8 protein-coding genes are annotated in these 18,587 nt (G+C 66.5%); 4 read left to right on the top strand and 4 right to left on the bottom strand.

Annotated elements, in window-relative coordinates:
- The first annotated feature begins 125 nt into the window (after positions 1-125).
- The 3 genes from ASF32_RS13465 to glgB all read left to right on the top strand — a co-directional run bounded on the left by ASF32_RS13465 (position 126) and on the right by glgB (position 9,249).
- The gene (locus ASF32_RS13465) at positions 126-3,509 is read left to right on the top strand and encodes a maltotransferase domain-containing protein (protein WP_056429256.1); all 3,384 of its coding nucleotides are present in this window, start codon (positions 126-128) and stop codon (positions 3,507-3,509) included.
- Between the two features lie 169 nt (positions 3,510-3,678).
- A complete protein-coding gene (gene treS, locus ASF32_RS13460) occupies positions 3,679-6,936 on the top strand; it encodes a maltose alpha-D-glucosyltransferase (RefSeq protein WP_056429253.1) in 3,258 nt (1,085 codons plus the stop codon).
- Positions 6,937-7,095: 159 nt separating this feature from the next.
- The gene (glgB, locus tag ASF32_RS13455) at positions 7,096-9,249 is read left to right on the top strand and encodes a 1,4-alpha-glucan branching protein GlgB (protein WP_244478150.1); all 2,154 of its coding nucleotides are present in this window, start codon (positions 7,096-7,098) and stop codon (positions 9,247-9,249) included.
- A 307-nt stretch (positions 9,250-9,556) separates the two neighbouring features.
- Here the strand turns inward: glgB and glgA are convergent, their stop codons facing one another.
- Together glgA and ASF32_RS13445 are read right to left on the bottom strand one after the other, a co-directional pair.
- Entirely contained in the window at positions 9,557-11,089 is a 1,533-nt protein-coding gene (glgA, locus tag ASF32_RS13450; RefSeq protein ID WP_056429248.1) for a glycogen synthase GlgA, read from the bottom strand.
- Between the two features lie 146 nt (positions 11,090-11,235).
- Positions 11,236-12,861 (bottom strand): alpha-amylase family glycosyl hydrolase, encoded by a 1,626-nt coding sequence (locus tag ASF32_RS13445; RefSeq protein WP_056429246.1) that lies wholly within the window; start codon positions 12,859-12,861, stop codon positions 11,236-11,238.
- Positions 12,862-13,190: 329 nt separating this feature from the next.
- Here ASF32_RS13445 and ASF32_RS13440 point away from each other — a divergent pair, with 329 nt between their 5' ends.
- A complete protein-coding gene (locus tag ASF32_RS13440; RefSeq protein WP_056429328.1) occupies positions 13,191-15,722 on the top strand; it encodes a glycogen/starch/alpha-glucan phosphorylase in 2,532 nt (843 codons plus the stop codon).
- 237 nt (positions 15,723-15,959) lie between these two features.
- Here ASF32_RS13440 and ASF32_RS13435 read toward each other — a convergent pair whose 3' ends face one another.
- Together ASF32_RS13435 and ASF32_RS13430 are read right to left on the bottom strand one after the other, a co-directional pair.
- Positions 15,960-17,624, bottom strand: a complete 1,665-nt coding sequence (locus ASF32_RS13435; RefSeq protein ID WP_156467812.1) for an OFA family MFS transporter — start codon at positions 17,622-17,624, stop codon at positions 15,960-15,962.
- A 324-nt stretch (positions 17,625-17,948) separates the two neighbouring features.
- Positions 17,949-18,173, bottom strand: coding sequence for a hypothetical protein (locus ASF32_RS13430; RefSeq protein WP_056429243.1), 225 nt, complete (start codon positions 18,171-18,173; stop codon positions 17,949-17,951).
- Positions 18,174-18,587 lie beyond the last annotated feature (414 nt).

The raw sequence follows: 18,587 nt of genomic DNA, 5'->3' as shown, positions 1-18,587 counted from the left end.
CGGGACGGCAGCCGAACCCTGAAGGGCGGTCCTCGACGGGGACCGCCCATCCCCACCTCACCCGCCGCCGCGCGGGAGGCTCCTTCGGGAGACGGGGACACGCTATTCAAATGAACGGAGTACGCATGAACGCGCCGAGCCCAGCCAAGATCTCCGCCGCGCGGACCGAAGCCGGAACCGTGGCGCTGCCTGCGGGCCGCGCCCCGCGGGCCGAGGGGCCGCGCATCTACAACCTGTTCCCCCTCCTCGTCGGAAAGGTCTCGGCCTGGACGGCGGAGCTTCCCCGCATCGCCGGGATGGGTTTCGACTGGATCTACCTCAATCCGTTCCACCAGACCGGCGGCTCGCGCAGCCTCTATGCGGTCTCCGACCCGGAAAGGCTCGACGAGCGTTTCCGCGACGATGACGGCACCTCGGACGATGAGCAGATCCGCCGCTTCTGCGCCGCCGCCGCCGCGCACGGCATCCGGGTGATGACCGACCTCGTCATCAATCACACCGCCAAGGACGGCCCCCTGGCGCGGGAGCGGCCGGACCTGTTCCTGCGCGACGAGGCCGGCAACATCGAGAGCCCCGCCGCCGTCGACCCGGACGATCCGTCGATCCGCACGGTCTGGGGCGACCTCGCCGAGCTGAACTATCATTCGGCCGGTGCTCGGGAAGAGCTGACCCGGCTCTGGGCCGGCTACATCAACCGGATGCAGGATCTCGGTGTCGGCGGGTTCCGCTGCGACGCCGCCTACAAGGTGCCGCCGGATGTCTGGCGCTCGCTCATCGGCGCCGCCAAGGCGCTGGAGCCCGATTGCCTGTTCGCCGCCGAGACCCTGGGCTGCACCTTCGAGGAGGCCCAGGCCACGGCGGGCGCCGGGTTCGACTACCTGTTCAATTCCTTCGCCTGGTGGGACCTGAAGGCGCCGTGGGCGCTCGAACAATACGACCGCCTGCGCGTGATCGCCCCCTCCATCGCCTTCCCCGAGAACCACGACATGCCCCGCCTCGCGGGCGGGCTTTCCGGTGGGCCGGACGCCATCGCGCGCCGCCTCAAGGCGCGCTACGCCCTGGCCGCGTTCTTCTCGGCCGGCGTGCTCCTGCCCATCGGCTACGAATGGGGCTACCGCCGCGCCCTGCATGTGGTCGAGACCAATCCCGATTCGCGCGAAACCGACACCGGCATCGACATTTCTGGCTATGTCACGGCGATCAACGCCCTGAAGGCCAGCCTCGCTTCCGCCAATGTCGAGGGTGCGCAGTCGCGGATCTCGGCGCCGGATGCGGCCTATGTGGCGCTGCTGAAATTCGACACCGGACACGGCGCTTCGGCACGCCACGCCACCCTCGTCCTGTTCAATCCCGGCCCCGTGGCGGTGGCGGTGGATGCCGGGCCGCTGGTGGCACGGACAGGCGGGATGCTCGGCCGCTTCAAGGACCTCACCCCCGAGGCGGAGCCGATCGAGTTCCTCCCCGGCACGAGCCTCGACCTCGCGCCCGGTGAGATCCGCATCCTCGCCGCCGAGCGGCGGGTGGTGGCAAAGCCCCCCGCTCCCTCCACGCCGTCGGGCGAAGGCCGCGTCGTCATCGAGGCGGTCTCGCCCGAGATCGACGGGGGCCGTTCGCCGGTCAAGCGCGTGGTCGGCGAGCAGGTGGCGGTCTCCGCCGACATCTTCAGCGACGGCCACGAGATCATCGACGCCGCGATCCTGTCGCGCGTCGTCGGCGAGGAGGAATGGCGCCGAGACCGCATGGTGTTCGTGGACAACGACCGCTGGAGCGGCTCCTTCCCCCTCGAACACAATGCCCGCTACGAATTCACCATCGAGGCTTGGCGCGATGCCTTCTCGTCCTGGATCCGCGACACGCTGAAGAAGCGGGACGCGGGCGTCGACGTGCGCCTCGAGACCATCGAGGGCGTCAGCTTCGTGCAGGGGGCGGCGGACCTCGCCACCGGCCAGGACCAGGCCCGGCTCCAGGCCATCGTCTCGGCCCTCGGGGCGGAGAAGACCGGATCGGCAGCGCAGCTCGATCTCATCCTCGCCCCCGAGACCGCGTCCCTGATCCGCAAGCATGCCGACCGGGTCAACCGCTCGCGCTACCCGGTGAACGTGCCGGTGATCGCCGACCGCCTCGCGGCCCGGTTCTCGGCCTGGTACGAGATCTTCCCGCGCTCGCAATCCATGGACGTCAACCGCCACGGCACGTTCGACGACGTGATCCGGCGTCTGCCCGAGATCCGGGAACTCGGCTTCGACGTGCTCTACTTCACGCCCATCCACCCGATCGGCAAGACCAACCGCAAGGGCAAGAACAACACCCTCACGGCGCTCGAAGGCGATGTCGGCTCGGTCTATGCGGTCGGTTCGGAGGCGGGCGGGCACGAGGCGGTGCATCCCGAACTCGGCACCCTCGACGATTTCCGCCGGCTGGTCGCCGCGAGCCACGCCTACGGCATGGAGATCGCGCTCGATTTCGCGATCCAGTGCTCGCCCGACCACCCGTGGATCAAGAACCACCCAGAATGGTTCGAGTGGCGCCCCGACGGCACTCTGAAATTCGCCGAGAACCCGCCGAAGAAGTACGAGGACATTTCCAACGTCCACTTCTACGGCGGCGCGTTGCCCTCGCTCTGGATCGAACTGCGCGACATCGTCATGGGCTGGGCCGAACTCGGCGCCCGAATCTTCCGCGTCGACAACCCCCACACCAAGCCGATCCCGTTCTGGGAATGGATGATCGCCGAGGTGAATGCCCGCTATCCCGACGTGATCTTCCTCGCCGAGGCCTTCACCCGGCCGAAGATGATGAAGAAGCTCGCCAAGGCCGGCTACCAGCAGAGCTACACCTACTTCACCTGGCGCAACACGAAGCAGGAGCTCATCGACTACTCGACCGAGCTCGCCGGCGAGATGGGCGAATATTACCGGCCGAACTTCTTCGCCAACACGCCGGACATCAATCCGGTCTACCTCCAGACCAGCGGCCGCGCCGGATTCATCGTGCGGGCGACCCTGGCGGCGACGCTGTCCTCGGTCTACGGCATCTATAACGGCTTCGAGATGTGCGAGGCAGCACCTTATCCCGGCAAGGAAGAATATCTCAATTCAGAGAAGTACGAGCTGAAGGCCTGGGATTACCATGCGCCGGGCAACATCCGCGCGCACATCATCAAGCTCAACCGCATCCGGCAGGAGAACCAGGCGCTCTGGGACTTCCGCAACATCACCTTCACGGCGGCCTATAACGACCAGATCGTCGCCTACGCCAAGGCGACGCCCGAGGGCGACAATTGCATTTTCGTGATGGTCAATCTCGATCCGAAGAACCGCCAGGAATGCACCTACGAGGTACCGCTCTGGCTCCTCGGAGAGCCCGACCACGGCGCCGTCGAGGTGGAGGACCTGCTGCTCGGCTACAAGTTCGAGCTGCGCGGCAAGTCCCACCGCATCGCCCTCGATCCGGCGGAGCGGTCCGTCATCGTCTGGCGGCTGCGCGCACCCCAGCGGGTTGCGGAGTAGCCGCCCGCGTGTCAGCACAAAACTTCGAGTTTTCAGCCGTCCGTCGCGTTGTCGCCCAGAAGCTGGTGCCAAAGCTGCGGCCGACGCGGCCAAGCCCTTCGTTTCGGCGAAGGGCGCGCGCCGCGAAGCCGAACACGCCCTTGAACCCGACGCATGAGGCAACGACGCGATGATCGATCGTAGCGATCCGCAATGGTACCGTGACGCCATCATCTACCAGATCCACGTCAAGTCGTTCTTCGACTCGAACAACGATGGGATCGGCGATTTCGAGGGCCTGACGCAGAAACTGGATTACGTGCGGGACCTCGGCGTCACCGCCATCTGGCTGATGCCGTTCTATCCGTCGCCCCTGCGCGACGACGGATACGATATCGGCGATTACCGCGACGTGAATCCGTCCTACGGGACGATGGAGGAGTTCCGGAAGTTCGTGGAGGCCGCGCATGACCGTGGCCTGCGCGTCATCACCGAGCTCGTCATCAACCACACCTCGGACCAGCATCCCTGGTTCCAGCGCGCCCGCGAGGCGCCGGCCGGCAGCCCTGAGCGCGATTTCTACGTCTGGTCGGACACCGACACGCCGTATTCCGACACGCGCATCATCTTCCTCGACACCGAGACCTCGAACTGGACCTGGGACCCGGTCGCCAAGCAGTATTTCTGGCACCGGTTCTACAGCCACCAGCCGGATCTCAACTTCGACAACCCCGCCGTGCTGGAGGGCGTGATCGAGGTCATGCGCTACTGGCTCGACATGGGCGTCGACGGCCTGCGGCTCGACGCGATCCCCTACCTGATCGAGCGCGACGGCACGAATTGCGAGAACCTGCCGGAGACCCACACGGTCATCAAGGCGATCCGCGCCGCCCTCGACGCGAGCTATCCCGACCGCATGCTGCTGGCGGAAGCCAACCAGTGGCCGGAGGAAACCGCGCAGTATTTCGGCGACGGCGACGAATGCCACATGGCGTTCCACTTCCCGCTGATGCCGCGCATGTACATGGCGATCGCCCGCGAGGACCGGCACCCAATCACCGACATCATGCGCCAGACCCCGGAAATCCCCGAGGGATGTCAGTGGGCCATCTTCCTGCGCAACCATGACGAGCTCACCCTCGAAATGGTCACGGCGGAGGAGCGCGATTACCTCTGGTCGTTCTATGCCGCCGAGCGCCGCGCCCGCATCAATCTCGGCATCCGCCGCCGTCTGGCTCCGCTGCTGGAGAACGACCGCCGCAAGATCGAGCTGATGAAGTCCCTCGTCCTGTCGATGCCCGGCACGCCGGTGCTCTACTACGGCGACGAGATCGGCATGGGCGACAACATCTATCTCGGTGACCGCGACGGCGTGCGCACCCCGATGCAATGGTCTCCGGACCGTAACGGCGGCTTCTCCCGCGCCAACCCGGCCAAGCTCTTCCTGCCTTCGGTGCAGGACCCGATCTACGGCTTCGACGCGATCAACGTCGAGGCGCAGACCCAGTCGCAGACGAGCCTGCTGAACTGGACGCGCCGCATGATCGCGATCCGCAACAACTCGGTCGCCCTCGGGCGCGGCGGCATGCAGTTCCTGTATCCGACGAACCGCAAGGTGCTGGCCTGGATCCGCGAGTTCGAGGGGGAGCGCGTCCTCTGCGTCGCCAACCTGTCCCGCGCGCCGCAGGCCGTGCAGCTGGACCTGTCCGAGTTCCGCAGCGCCGTGCCGATCGAGCTGACCGGCGGTTCGGAATTCCCGGCCATCGGCGAGTTGCCCTACCTGCTGACCCTGCCGTCCTACGGGTTCTACTGGTTCTCGCTGAACGCGGCGAATGCCGGGGAGATCGGCCCGCAGCCGGAGACACCGGAGCTCTTCACCCTGGTCCTCACCGGCGGTGTCGAGACCCTCATGGCCGGCCGCGAGCGGACCGCCTTCGAACGCACCGTGGCGCCGCGCTTCATCGGCACCCGCCGCTGGTTCGGCGCCAAGGGAACCCGCATCAAGTCGGTCTCGGTGATCGACAGCGCCACCCTCAAGGATGCCGGCGGCTTCACCCGCTTCCTGCTGCCGCGCGTGGCGGTGCATCTCGCCAATGGCGAGCGCCAGGATTACTTCGTGCCCCTCGGGGTCGATGAGGGCCGCGAGGACGAGACGCTGCTGTCGCATGCGGTCGCCCGCGTCCGTCGCGGACCGCGCACGGGCCTGCTGTTCGGAGCGTCCGCTTCGCCGGCCTTCTCGGTCGCCCTGATCGACGGCATGCGCAACGGCGTCGAGTTGCCGACAGAGACCGGCAAGCTCGTCTTCTCCCATACCTCGGCCTTCGATCGCGATGTCGCCGTGGATCTGGCGGAAGTCCGCAGCCTGAACGCGGAGCAGAGCAACACCTCGATCGCCATCGGCTCGAAGATGATGCTCAAGCTCCTGCGCCGCATGCAGACGGGGGTGCATCCCGAGATCGAGGTCGGCCGGTTCCTCACCGAGCAGGCGGGCTTCGCCAACACTCCGGCCCTGCTCGGCGTCGTCGAGCACGTGGACGGGGACGGGACACGGACGGCGCTCGCCGTGCTCCAGGCCTTCGTGCCGAACCAGGGCGATGCCTGGACCCTCATGCTGGAGGGCTTACGCCGCGACTTCGATACCGTCGTGCTCGCTCCCGAGAGCGAGGCGCCGGAGCCGACCGAAGCCTTCGCCCCGCATCTGCGTTGGGCCGAACTCCTCGGCCGCCGCACCGCCGAGCTCCACAACGCCTTCGCCATCGAGACCGACGACCCGGCTTTCGCGCCCGAACCGTTCACGCATGACGATCTGCGCGACCTCGGAGAGGATGCACGCCGGATGGGCGAGAGGGCCTTCCGTGCCCTCGACGCCCTGGCGGGCCGCACCTCCAGCACGGCGATCACCGAGCTGGCCGGTCGCCGCCGCGAAGTCGAGCTGTTGATCGAGGACATGACGTCGCGTCCGCCGGTTGGGGCAACGAAGACCCGGATCCACGGGGACTTCCACCTCGGCCAGGTTCTCGCCTCCGAGAGCGACCTCATCATCATCGACTTCGAGGGTGAGCCCGCTCGCCCGGCCGATGAGCGCCGCGCCAAGTCGACGCCGCTGCGCGACGTCGCCGGGATGCTGCGCTCCTTCGCCTATGGGGCCGAGACCGTCACCCGCGAGATCGCGGCGCGGTTCGCTGATTCGGAAGACCGGGCTCGCAACGCGTCCATCGCCTGGCGTGGCATGATCGATGCCGCGTTCCTCGATGCCTACCGCGGCGTGGCTTCGACCAGCCGTGCGGCAGTGACCGACCCGGAGACCGAGACGCGGCTGCTCGCGCTCTCGCTCCTGGCGAAGGCGCTCTACGAGGTCGATTACGAGGCCAATAACCGGCCGGATTGGATCGAAATCCCAGCCCGTGGGGTTCTCACAATTCTGGACGACACCAAGAGAGGCGTTTGAATGACGGATATCGACGAGAGCCTGGCGAAGACGTCCGAGCAGGAGCGGAAGCGGTCCGAACGGATCGCGGCCCGCTCGGCCGCGTCGGGGAGTCCCCGCCAGGCCGATGCCGATACGTCGACCGTTCAGGGCGTCCATCCGGACGCGGTCGCCGCTGTGATGAGGGCGGATCACGGCGATCCGTTCTCGGTGCTCGGCCCTCACCAGATCGGCCCCGGCCTCTGGGAGGTGCGTGTCATCCTACCGGAGGCGAAGTCGGCCTCCCTTCTCACCGCGGGCAAGCGCATCCCGTTCGAGCGGCGTCATCAGGACGGGTTCTACGTCGCCCGGGTCGAGAGCCAGGGACGGCCGCTCTATGAGCTGGCCGTGGAAGGCTGGGACGGTACCGAGCGTCCGCGCCATGACCCCTACAGCTTCGGCTCATCGTTGCACCAGCAGGACATCGACAACCTGCGCGAAATCGGCAGCGACGTGACCTATCGGGTGCTCGGCGCCCAATCCATGGAACTCGATGGCATCGCCGGGTTCCGCTTCGCGGTCTGGGCGCCGAATGCCCGCCGGGTGAGCATCGTCGGCGATTTCAACGAGTGGGACGGCCGACGCCACCCGATGCGGCTCTGGCAGAATGGCGGCATCTGGGAATTGTTCGTTCCGGGCCTCGCCGCAGGAGCCCATTACAAGTTCGAGATTCGTGGGGCCGACGGTTCGCTGCTACCGCTGAAGGCCGATCCCGTCGCCTTCGCGGCGCAGAAGCCGCCGGAGACTGCTTCCGTGCTCCAGGGCACGAACGCGCCCGTCTGGAGCGACGACAAGTGGATGGCGACGCGGGGCGAGAAGGATCCGCGCCACACCGCCATCTCGATCTACGAAGTCCATCTCGGCTCCTGGGCACGCGTCGCCGAGGAGGGCAACCGCTACCTGACCTACAAGGAGTTGGGCGAGCGCCTGATCCCCTACGTCAAGGAAATGGGCTTCACCCATATCGAGATGCTGCCGATCACGGAATATCCGTTCGACGGCTCATGGGGCTACCAGCCGGTCTCGCTGTTCGCGCCGACGAGCCGCTTCGGCACGCCGGACGATTTCGCGGCCTTCGTCGATGTGGCTCACGAGGCCGGCATCGGCGTGATGCTGGACTGGGTGCCGGGGCACTTCCCCCTCGACGCGCATGGTCTGGGCCAGTTCGACGGGACGCATCTCTACGAACATGCCGACCCGCGCCAGGGCTTCCACCAGGATTGGGGCACCTACATCTACAATTTCGGCCGCACGGAAGTGTCGAGCTTCCTGGCCGCCAATGCCCGGTTCTGGCTCGAACACTACCATCTCGACGGCCTGCGCGTGGATGCCGTCGCCTCCATGCTCTACCTCGACTATTCGCGCCGGCAGGGCGAGTGGATCCCCAACCAATACGGCGGCAACGAGAATCTCGACGCCATCAACTTCCTGCGCAAGACCAACGAGGCGACCTATAGCCACGCGCCGGGCACGATGACGATCGCCGAGGAATCCACGTCCTGGCCGGGTGTGTCACACCCGACCTATACGGGCGGCCTCGGCTTCGGCTTCAAGTGGAACATGGGGTGGATGCACGACACCCTGGAATTCATGTCGAAGCAGACGATCCATCGCCGCTATCACCACCACGACCTGACCTTCGGCCTGCTCTACGCCTTCTCCGAGAACTTCATCCTGCCGCTCTCGCACGATGAAGTCGTCCACGGGAAAGGCTCGCTGCTGGACAAGATGCCGGGCGACCGCTGGCAGAAATTCGCGAATCTGCGTGCCTATTTCGGCTACATGTGGGGCCATCCGGGCAAGAAGCTGCTCTTCATGGGCGGCGAGTTCGGCCAGCAGAAAGAGTGGAACCACAACCAGAGCCTCGACTGGCACCTGCTCGACGATCCTCTGCATCGCGGCGTGAAGGATCTCGTCCGCGACCTGAACCGCCTCTACACGTCGACGCCCGCCCTCCACGTGAGGGATTGTGAGGCCGCCGGCTTCCAGTGGCTGGTCTCCGACGACCAGGACAACAGCGTCATTGCCTGGGCCCGCAAGGGCAAGTCACCGGGGGAGGTCGCGGTGGTGGTCTCCAACTTCACGCCGATTCCGCGTGAGGGATACCGGATCGGCGTACCGGAGGCGGGGTTCTATCGCGAGGCGATCAACTCGGATTCCGAGCGCTACGGCGGTTCGAATGTCGGCAACATGGGCGGTATCCAGGCGGAAGCCGTGGAGAGCCACGGCCAGCCCTATTCGCTGGTGCTCTCGGCGCCGCCGCTCGGGACGATCATCTTCGTGCGCGAGGGCTGAGATCGGCCTGTATTATCAGGATGCTATGAGAAAGGGCGCCGGTTCGATGAACCGGCGCCCTTTTGTGTTGGAGGCTGTTTGATCGGATTGCTCAGCGGATGCTGACGGGAAAGTCGATCATCCAAACCGACCACCTCATCTTGAGGCGCCGGAGCGTAGCGGAGGCCTTGAGGGAGCCCTCCAGAGACCGAAGCGATCCCTGGAGGGCTCCTTCGAGGCCGCTGCGCGGCACCTCAGGATGAGGTAAAGCTTTGGAAGACAATGCAAATCGGCTGTTCGGACGCTAAGATCGGTCGGAGACCGACTCTCAGACAGTCTGGGCGCGGAGACCGCCGCCATTCCCCAAAGCCCGGGCGTAGAGCGCCGAGTAATCCATGGCGGCGCCGTCCCAGGTGAAGGAGCGGGACATGGCGCGGCGGCGCATGGCGTTGAGGCGCTTCTTCTCGCCGAACGTGTCGAGGGCGCGGCGGACGGCGCCGAGGAAACCCGTCTGCGAGGCTTCGCCGAAGGTGAAGCCGGTCACCCCGTCCTCCACCGTGTCGGCGAGGCCGCCGGTGCGGCGCACGATCGGCAGCGAGCCGAAACGCTGGGCGTACATCTGCGCGAGGCCGCAGGGCTCGAAACGCGAGGGCATCAGCAGGAAGTCGCTCCCGGCGAACATCCGCCGCGCTTCCTTCTCCTCGAACCCCACATGGACCCCGACGGCATCCGGATGGCGGCGGGCGAGGTCGCTGAGCGCGGTCTCGAAGCGGCGCTCACCCTCGCCGATGACGACGATCTGACCGCCCTCGGCCACGATGGTCTCGGCCGCGCTGAGGCTGAGGTCGATGCCCTTCTGATGGACGAGGCGCGAGACGATGGCGAAGAGCGGGCCGCGCGACACGGCGAGGCCGAACTTCCGGCGCACCGTCTCGGCATTGGCGCGCTTGCCCTTCCAATCGTCCGCCTCGAACCGCGTGGCGAGGTGGGGATCGGTGCGCGGGTCCCAGCTCTCATCGATCCCATTGAGGATGCCGGCCAGCCGCCCCTGGGCGGCGCGCGTGCGCAGCAGGCCGTCGAGGCCGCAGCCGGATTCCGGCATCATGATCTCGCGGGCATAGGTCTCGCTCACCGTGGTGACGTGCGAGGCGTAGTAGATGCCAGCCTTGAGGAAGGAGAGATGCCCGTAGAACTCGCAGCCATCCATCTGGAAGGCCCCGTCCGGGATGCCGAGGCGACCGAGGGAATCGCTCGGGAACAGGCCCTGATAGGCGAGGTTGTGGATCGTCAGCACGCTGGGGACGCGCTGCCCGGTCCATTCGAGATAGGCGGGGGCGAGCGCCGTCTGCCAGTCGTTGAGGTGAAGCAGGTCGGCCGACCAGGACGGGTCGACCCCGCCGGTGAGTTCCGCCGCCGCGAGGCTGAGGCGCGCGAAGCGAAGGTCGTTGTCGCGAAAATCCCCCTGCGCGTCGCCATAGGGCGTGCCGTCGCGCTGGTAGAGGTCCGCGCTGAGGATGATGTAGACCTTGAGGCCGTCCCCGGTTTCGATGAGGCCGAGATCGCAGGGCGGGATGCCGGCATGGCCGCGCAGATGGGCGACGACGGGGATGTGGTCGAACCGGTCCACCACCTGGCGATAGCCGGGAATGAGCACGCGGACGTCGTAATGGCGGCGGAGCGACCGGGGCAGGGCGCCGGCGACTTCGCCCAGACCGCCGGTCTTCACGAAATCCGACATTTCCGGGGTGGCGTAGAGGATGCGCGGCTGGAGCGAGAGGCTCCGGATCACCTCGGCGTCGGCCGCGCCGGAGGCGAAAATCGGCGAGGCGAGGTCGGCACTGGAGGTGGTCGTCGCCGGCATATGATGGAGACCTCTAGGGCAGATCGTGCTCTTCGCGATGCACAACTCAAGCCACTGGGTCGGTTAATACTACGTTCAGTTTGCTGCGGCGCGGGGAAAATGTCGCGCCGCGATAGTTTTTTCCGCCTCCCTCGGCGTGGGAGGTTTCAATCCGGGTGTTTGAGCAGGATCACGCCCTCGTTTCCGGCCATGTCGAGTACCTCGGACGTACCGATATCGGCTCGTTCGGGATGGGTGGAGAGGAGAGCGCTCCAGCCTGATTCGCCCACCAGGGGGAACCGGACCGGTGACGCCGAGAAGTTCAGCACGATCCGCACGGTCTCGCCGGCCTCCACCCTTTCATAGGCGAGGACGTGTTCGAGCCCGTCCGTATCGAGCCGGCGGTAGCTTCCCACCGCCAAAGCGAGATAGGCGCGACGGAGATGCAGGAGCCGCCGGTAAAGGGTGAGGATCGAGGTGGAATCGTCGCGCAGGGCCTCCACATGCCGCCTGTCCCGGTCGGCGCTCAGGGGAAGCCAGGGTTCGGCTTCGCTGAAACCGGCATGTTCGGTGTCGTCCCACTGCATCGGGGTCCGTTCCGGGTCGCGGCCATGGCCCGGTTCGTTGAAGCCCCAGGGGTCGCGCATCCGCTCCGGCGGGATATCCACATGGGCGAGGCCGATCTCGTCGCCGTAATAGACCGTGGGCGTGCCGCGAAGCGTAAGGAGGAGGATCGCCGCGATCCGCGCCTGCGCCTCGCCGATCCGCGCGGCGATGCGGGGCTGGTCATGGTTGCCCAGCACCCAGTTCGGCCATCCGCCCGGGGGCAGCGCCTCCTCGTACTCGTCCACCAGGGCCGCCACGGCATCGGCCTGCCACGGGGTCTGGATGAGCTGGAAGTTGAAGGGCAGATCGACGCCGGTCAGACCGGGGCCATAATAGGCCACCAGCCGCTCGATCGGCAGGTAGATCTCGCCGATCAGGACCCGGTCGTCGTAACCGTCCAGCACGCGGCGCATGCCGGCGATGATGTCGAACACTTCCGGGCGGTCGGCGGAATAGACCTGCTCGAACCGGTTGATCTCCGGCTGTTCGGGGTGGAAGGCAGGGTTGGCCGGATTGTCGCGAAAGCCCTCGTCCTTCATCAGGTGCCAGATCACGTCGACGCGGAACCCGTCGATCCCCCGGTCGAGCCAGAAGCGCAGCACGTCGTGCATCGCCTTCCGCACGGCCGGATTGCGCCAGTTCAGGTCCGGCTGCTCGGCCAGGAAGGCATGGTAGTAATACTGGCCGCTCGCCTCGTCGAAGGTCCAGGCCGGCCCGCCGAAATTGCTCAGCCAGTTGTTGGGCGGCCCGCCATCGGGCGCCGGATCGCGCCAGATGTACCAGTCCCGGCGGGGATTCTCGCGCGACGCGCGGCTCTCCGTGAACCAGGGATGCGCGATGGAGGAATGGTTCGGCACGAAATCGAGGATGACCTTGAGCCGCCGGGCATGGGCCTGGGCGACCAGCTCGTCCAGATCGGCGAGGCTGCCGAAGAGCGGGTCGACGCCGCAATAATCGGCGACGTCATAGCCGTAATCGGCCATGGGCGACGGATAGATCGGTGAGATCCAGACGGCGTCGACGCCGAGCCAAGCGAGGTAATCGAGGCGGCGCGTGATGCCGGCGAGATCGCCGACACCGTCGCCGTTGGTGTCCTGGAACGAGCGCGGATAGACCTGATAGACGGTCCCCCGCTTCCACCAGACGGCTTTCGCCAGATCCGGAAAAGTCGTCTCGCCTGACGTCATCCGTCCCCCGGTCTGACCCGATTCACGCCCCGATGGCGGTAACAGCCTAGCCTGCGCGGGAGCGTCAAGCGACCCCGCCGTGGCTGTGTCCGCCTCATGGCGCACCAGCGCTCATCTGCCGCATTCATGAAACCTTCAGCGCGAAATGGTCTCATTCCCGCGCTGTTTCGATGTGAGGTTGGCGAATCGCGAGGATCGGGCGCGGGCAGCGGGACCGCTTGGTCCCATGGGCCGACCTCATCGATATCGCCGTTGCCGAACGGTCACCGCCGGAAGAAGCGGGTGGCGAAATCGGCGTCGCGGCAGCGACACTATGGGGGAACGAGACCATGCTGAACGAAATCCTGGCCGCCTCCGCACGGAGTGACGAGACCGGCACGCGCGCCGCCGCAGCGGAAGCGCCGGCCCGGCCGGGCTGGACCGCTCCCGCCAAGCCCGCTTCCGGCGACCCCGTGGCGGATCTGCGCGAAGCCATCCTCGCCAAGCTCGCCTATGCCATCGGCAAGACCCCCGAGACCGCTCGCGAGCGCGACTGGTTCGCCGCCACCGCCCTGGCCCTGCGCGACCGGATCGTCGATGCCTGCATGGACGGCAGGTCCACGAGCATTCCCAACAAGCGGGTTTATTACCTCTCCCTCGAATTCCTCATCGGCCGGCTCCTGTCCGACGCCATGAACAATCTCGGCCTCGTCGAGACCACCCGACGGGCCTTGCGCGATCTCGGCATCGATCTCGGCGACGTCGAGGCGGCCGAACCGGACGCGGCGCTCGGCAATGGCGGTCTCGGCCGTCTCGCCGCCTGTTTCATGGAGAGCATGGCGAGCCTGTCGATCCCCGCCATCGGCTACGGCATCCGCTACGATCACGGCCTGTTCAAGCAATTCCTGGAGGATGGCTGGCAGAAGGAAGCGCCGGAAACCTGGCTCGCCGAGGGCAATCCCTGGGAGTTCGTGCGGCCCGAGGCGACATACACGATCGGGTTCGGCGGCCATGTCACCATGTCGGCGATCTCGGACGGCGTGATCCGCCGGCACTGGCACCCGGCCGAGACCGTGCGGGCCGTGGCCCATGACGTCCCCGTGGTCGGCTGGCGGGGCAAGCACGTCAACACGCTGCGGCTCTGGAAGGCGGAGGCGGAATCGCCCCTCGAACTCGCGCAGTTCAACGGCGGCGACCATGTGGGCGCGGTGGCGGCTTGCTCCAAGGTCGAAGCGATCTCGCGGGTGCTGTATCCGAGCGATTCCTCCGAGACCGGCCAGGAACTCCGCCTGCGCCAGGAATACTTCTTCACCTCGGCCTCGCTGCAGGACCTCGTTTCCCGGCACGTGGCCGAGCGTGGCGACCTGCGCTCGCTGCCCGACCATGCGGCGATCCAGCTCAACGACACCCATCCGGCCATCGCCGTGCCGGAACTGATGCGCATCCTCCTCGAGGATCACGGCGTGACCTGGGAGGATGCCTGGCACATCACCACCAACACGCTGAGCTACACCAACCACACCCTCCTGCCGGAGGCGCTGGAGACCTGGCCGGTGGAGCTGATGGAGCGGCTGCTGCCGCGCCACATGCAGATCATCTACCTGATCAACTGGATGCATCTCGAAGAGCAGGGACGCCACGGCAGGGCCGATGCGGCACAGCTCGCCTCGGTCTCGCTCATCGACGAGGCCAACGGCAAGCGCGTGCGGATGGGCCATCTCGCCTTCCTGGGCGCCCGCCGGGTGAACGGTGTCTCGGCGCTCCACACCGACCTGATGCGCTCCACGGTGTTCAAGGACCTCCACGCCCTCGACACCGACAAGATCGTCAACAAGACCAACGGGATCACCTTCCGGCGCTGGTTCCACAACTGTAACCCCGAGCTGACGAAGCTCGCCGTGGAGGTGGTGGGCGAGCGCGTCCTCGACGATCCCGAGGCGCTGCTGGGGCTGGCCGATCACGCCGCCGATCCCGCCTTCCAGGCCCGCTACGCCGCCATGCGCACATCCCGCAAGGAGGCCCTCGCCAAGGTGGTGGCCGAGAATACCGGCATCGTCATCGATCCGTCGGCCCTGTTCGACACGCAGATCAAGCGGATCCACGAATACAAGCGCCAGCTCCTCAACGTGATCGAGACCGTGGCGCTCTACCAGGCGATCAAGGCCGAGCCGCACAAGGACTGGACGCCGCGCGTCAAGATCTTCGGCGGAAAGGCGGCGCCGAGCTACGTCCAGGCCAAGCTCATCATCAAGCTCGCCTGCGACGTGGCCAAGCTCGTCAACAGCGACCCGGATATCGCCGGCCGGCTCAAGGTGGTGTTCCTGCCGAATTACCGCGTCAGCCTCGCCGAGGCGATCATCCCCGGTTCCGATCTGTCTGAGCAGATCTCCACCGCCGGTATGGAGGCTTCGGGCACCGGCAACATGAAGCTGGCGCTGAACGGCGCGCTCACCGTGGGCACGCTCGACGGCGCCAATATCGAGATCCGCGACCATGTGGGGGCGGACAACATCTTCATCTTCGGCCTCGACGCGGCCGGGGTTCAGAAGCGCGCGGCCGAGCCGGATTACGCCGCCCGGGCCATCGCGGCCTCGCCGCGCCTCGCCGCTGCCCTCGATTTCATCGAGGCGGGCGGGTTCTCACCGGAGGAGCGGGGCCGCTTCCAGCCGATCGTGGACGACCTGCGCCACAACGACCGCTACCTGCTCACGGTCGATTTCGACGATTACTGGCGCGTCCAGCGCGAGATCGACGCCGCCTGGATCGACAAGGCCAGCTGGTGGAAGAAGGCCATCCTCAACACCGCCCGGATGGCCTGGTTCTCCTCCGACCGTTCCATGCGCGAATACGCCGACGACATCTGGCGGGTGAAGGTGGGGTGAGCCGGAAGGCTCAACCCCACCCGCCGGGTGGTCGAAGACCGACGCAGGGGCTCCGCCCGGAAGGACCCTGCGGGGCCGACTTGCGTCGGTCTGCTTGCACGCTGTCACAGACGACGTCGTCCGGGTCGCGTCGTGTCCCGAAGAGGCCGGTCGCGCCGGCCGCCATGCGCGACCGGTCTCGGGTCGCGGACGGAGACGAACCTCCGTTGCCGCGGAAGGGGTTGGCGCTTTCGGTGCCTACCCCAAGAGAATCGTCGCCTTCGACAGCGTGCTCCATATTCCCCAGGCAATGGGCAGGCCGACGGCGACCCAGGCGAGAACCGCGAGCGGCGTGACGCCGCCGCGGCCGATGCCGAAATCGCCGACCCCGCCCGGCAGGGCGGCGACCCCGTCCTTTGCTGTGGCACCGAGTTCGGCGTCGCTCATGAACCAGCGCGCGGCCAGCGGACGGACCAGCAGATTCGCCACGAAGCCCGCCGCCAGGAAACCGGCGAGGATGTACATGGTCCGGGTGTAGAGCGCCGCGCCCTCGAGGCCCGCATCCACCTGAGCCTGCCGGATCGCCGTGACCACGAAGGGACCGACCACGCCCGCCGTCGACCAAGCGGTGAGCAGGCGCCCGTGGATGGCGCCGACGAACTGCGTGCCGAAGATGTCGGCGATGTAGGCCGGGATCGTGGCGAAGCCGCCGCCATACATCGACAGGATCACGCAGAAGAACGTGACGAACAGTGCCTTCGAACCGATCGACGCCGCCCAGGGCGCGCCGGCATAGAGCAGGCATCCGAGGACGAAGAAGGTCGCATAGGTGACCTTGCGACCGATCTTGTCCGAGATCGACGCCCAGAAGAAACGGCCGAGGATGTTGAACAGCGACAGCAATCCGACGAAGCTGGCCGCCACCGCCGCGATCTGCGTCTTCTGGCCGGCATCGAGCTCCCCGAAGCCGAGGCCGGGCAGGCCGATCAGCGCGCCGCCGAAGATTTCCTGCAACATCGGTGAGGCGAGGGCGAGGACGCCGATGCCGGCGGAGACGTTGAGGCAGAGGATCGCCCATAGCAGCCAGAATTGCGGGGTCTTGTGAGCCTGGTCCAGATGGACGTGGCCGGAGCTGATCATCGCGCTCTTCGCTGCCGGCGCGGTCCATCCCTTGGGTTGCCAGCCGGCCGGCGGCACGCGGTAGCCGAACGCGCCGCACAGCATTGCCACGATGTAGATCCCGCCCATCGCCGAGAGCGTCTGCCAGACGCCGGCCGAGTCCGGTGTCTTGAAAGAGTTGATGAGCAGGGTGGCGAGCGGCGAGCCGATCATGGCGCCGCCGCCGAAGCCCATGATGGCCATTCCCGTGGCCATGCCGCGCCGGTCGGGGAACCATTTCACCAGGGTGGAGACCGGGGAGATGTAGCCGAGCCCGAGGCCGATGCCGCCGAGCACTCCCATGCCGATCCAGATCAGCCAGAGCTGATGCAGGTAGACGCCGAGGCTCCCGATCAGGAAGCCGCCGCCCCAGCACAGGGCTGCAGCGAGGCCGGCCTTGCGCGGGCCGGCCCGCTCCAGCCAGCCGCCGAACACGGCGGCCGAGAGGCCGAGCATCACGATGCCGATGGAGAAGACGATGACGAGGTCGCTGACGCGCCAGTCGCAGGCGGTGGTGAACAGGGAGGTGGCGATGCTCATGTCCGGACAGGCCGCCGGTGCCGTTTGCCCGATACTGAGCGCCCGGGACAGCGGTAGCCAGAACACCGACAATCCGTAGGACATTCCGATGCACAGATGGATGGCCAGTGCCGCGGGAGGCACGAGCCACCGGTTGAACCCGGGCTTGGCGACCGTGGCCTCACGTGAGAGCCAGTGCGGGGCGGCCGCTCCCGCGAAGGCGGCGTCACCGATACGTATGTTCATGAGGCATCTCTCATCCAGACCGAAGAGTGGCCTGGCCCCCGGGATTAACACAGGTTTATAAACGTATTGCTACGCTATGGTGTGGTCCCGGGGTGAGGGTTGTATGCCGCTCGGCCGCCTCGTGGCCGGAGGATGCGTCTGCGCCTCCGTGAAGGGCCATCGTCCGGCGAACGGGGGGGATGCTCATGTCCGCCACGGAGCGAGGGAGCGTCTCCTTTACGGGTGCCCTTGCGCTACGGCTGCCGCATCGGAATCCCGCTCGACGGAGCAGGATGACCGGGTCAGATCCGGCACGCGCCTTCGAGCGCCGTGTTCTCGGCCGCACTACGCGAACGCGTTGAACAGGAGCCCGAGCAGGATGCGATGGGCGTTCATGAACAGCCGCTCCTGCGCGAGACCCATGATGCGTAGACTACTCGTCACCGTGCGCCGACCCGGCGTCAGGATCGCCCCGACCAGTAATAGATGGGCATGCCGCCATGAGTGGTGGACGAACAGCGGCCCGAAGGCCAGGATGAGCCCGGCGAAGTGAGCAGTTAGGGACAGCATAGCGGTGTCTTTTGGCGGAGATGCAACCAGCCCACCTGTCACTCACGCTTCGTCACCTCACACCACCGACAGCCTGCCCCATTGGCCAAAGTCGATATTATTAGCGGTTGGACGACAATCTTACCTGTGGAGTTACAACCGTGAGCGATGTTCAGCGGCATTACGACGATCTTTTAGCAGCGCACTATTCGTGGATGAATGGAATGTCGTTCGCTAGCAAGCTTGCGGAGCAGTGCAACATGTTGGCTGAACTTGGTTTTCCGACTAGCTCTATGGAAGTAGCCATTGATCTTGGCTGCGGACCCGGCTATCAAACGCTAGAGCCGTGCCCTGGCGGGTTGAATCGCTTGGGGTAGGCGATCTGGCTGGCGTGTGATTCACTGGACGGGCTTATGAGGGAGGATTGCCATGCCG

This window comes from Methylobacterium sp. Leaf91 (assembly GCF_001422815.1).
Taxonomy (GTDB): domain Bacteria; phylum Pseudomonadota; class Alphaproteobacteria; order Rhizobiales; family Beijerinckiaceae; genus Methylobacterium.
This window is presented reverse-complemented; position numbering and strand designations above follow the sequence as displayed.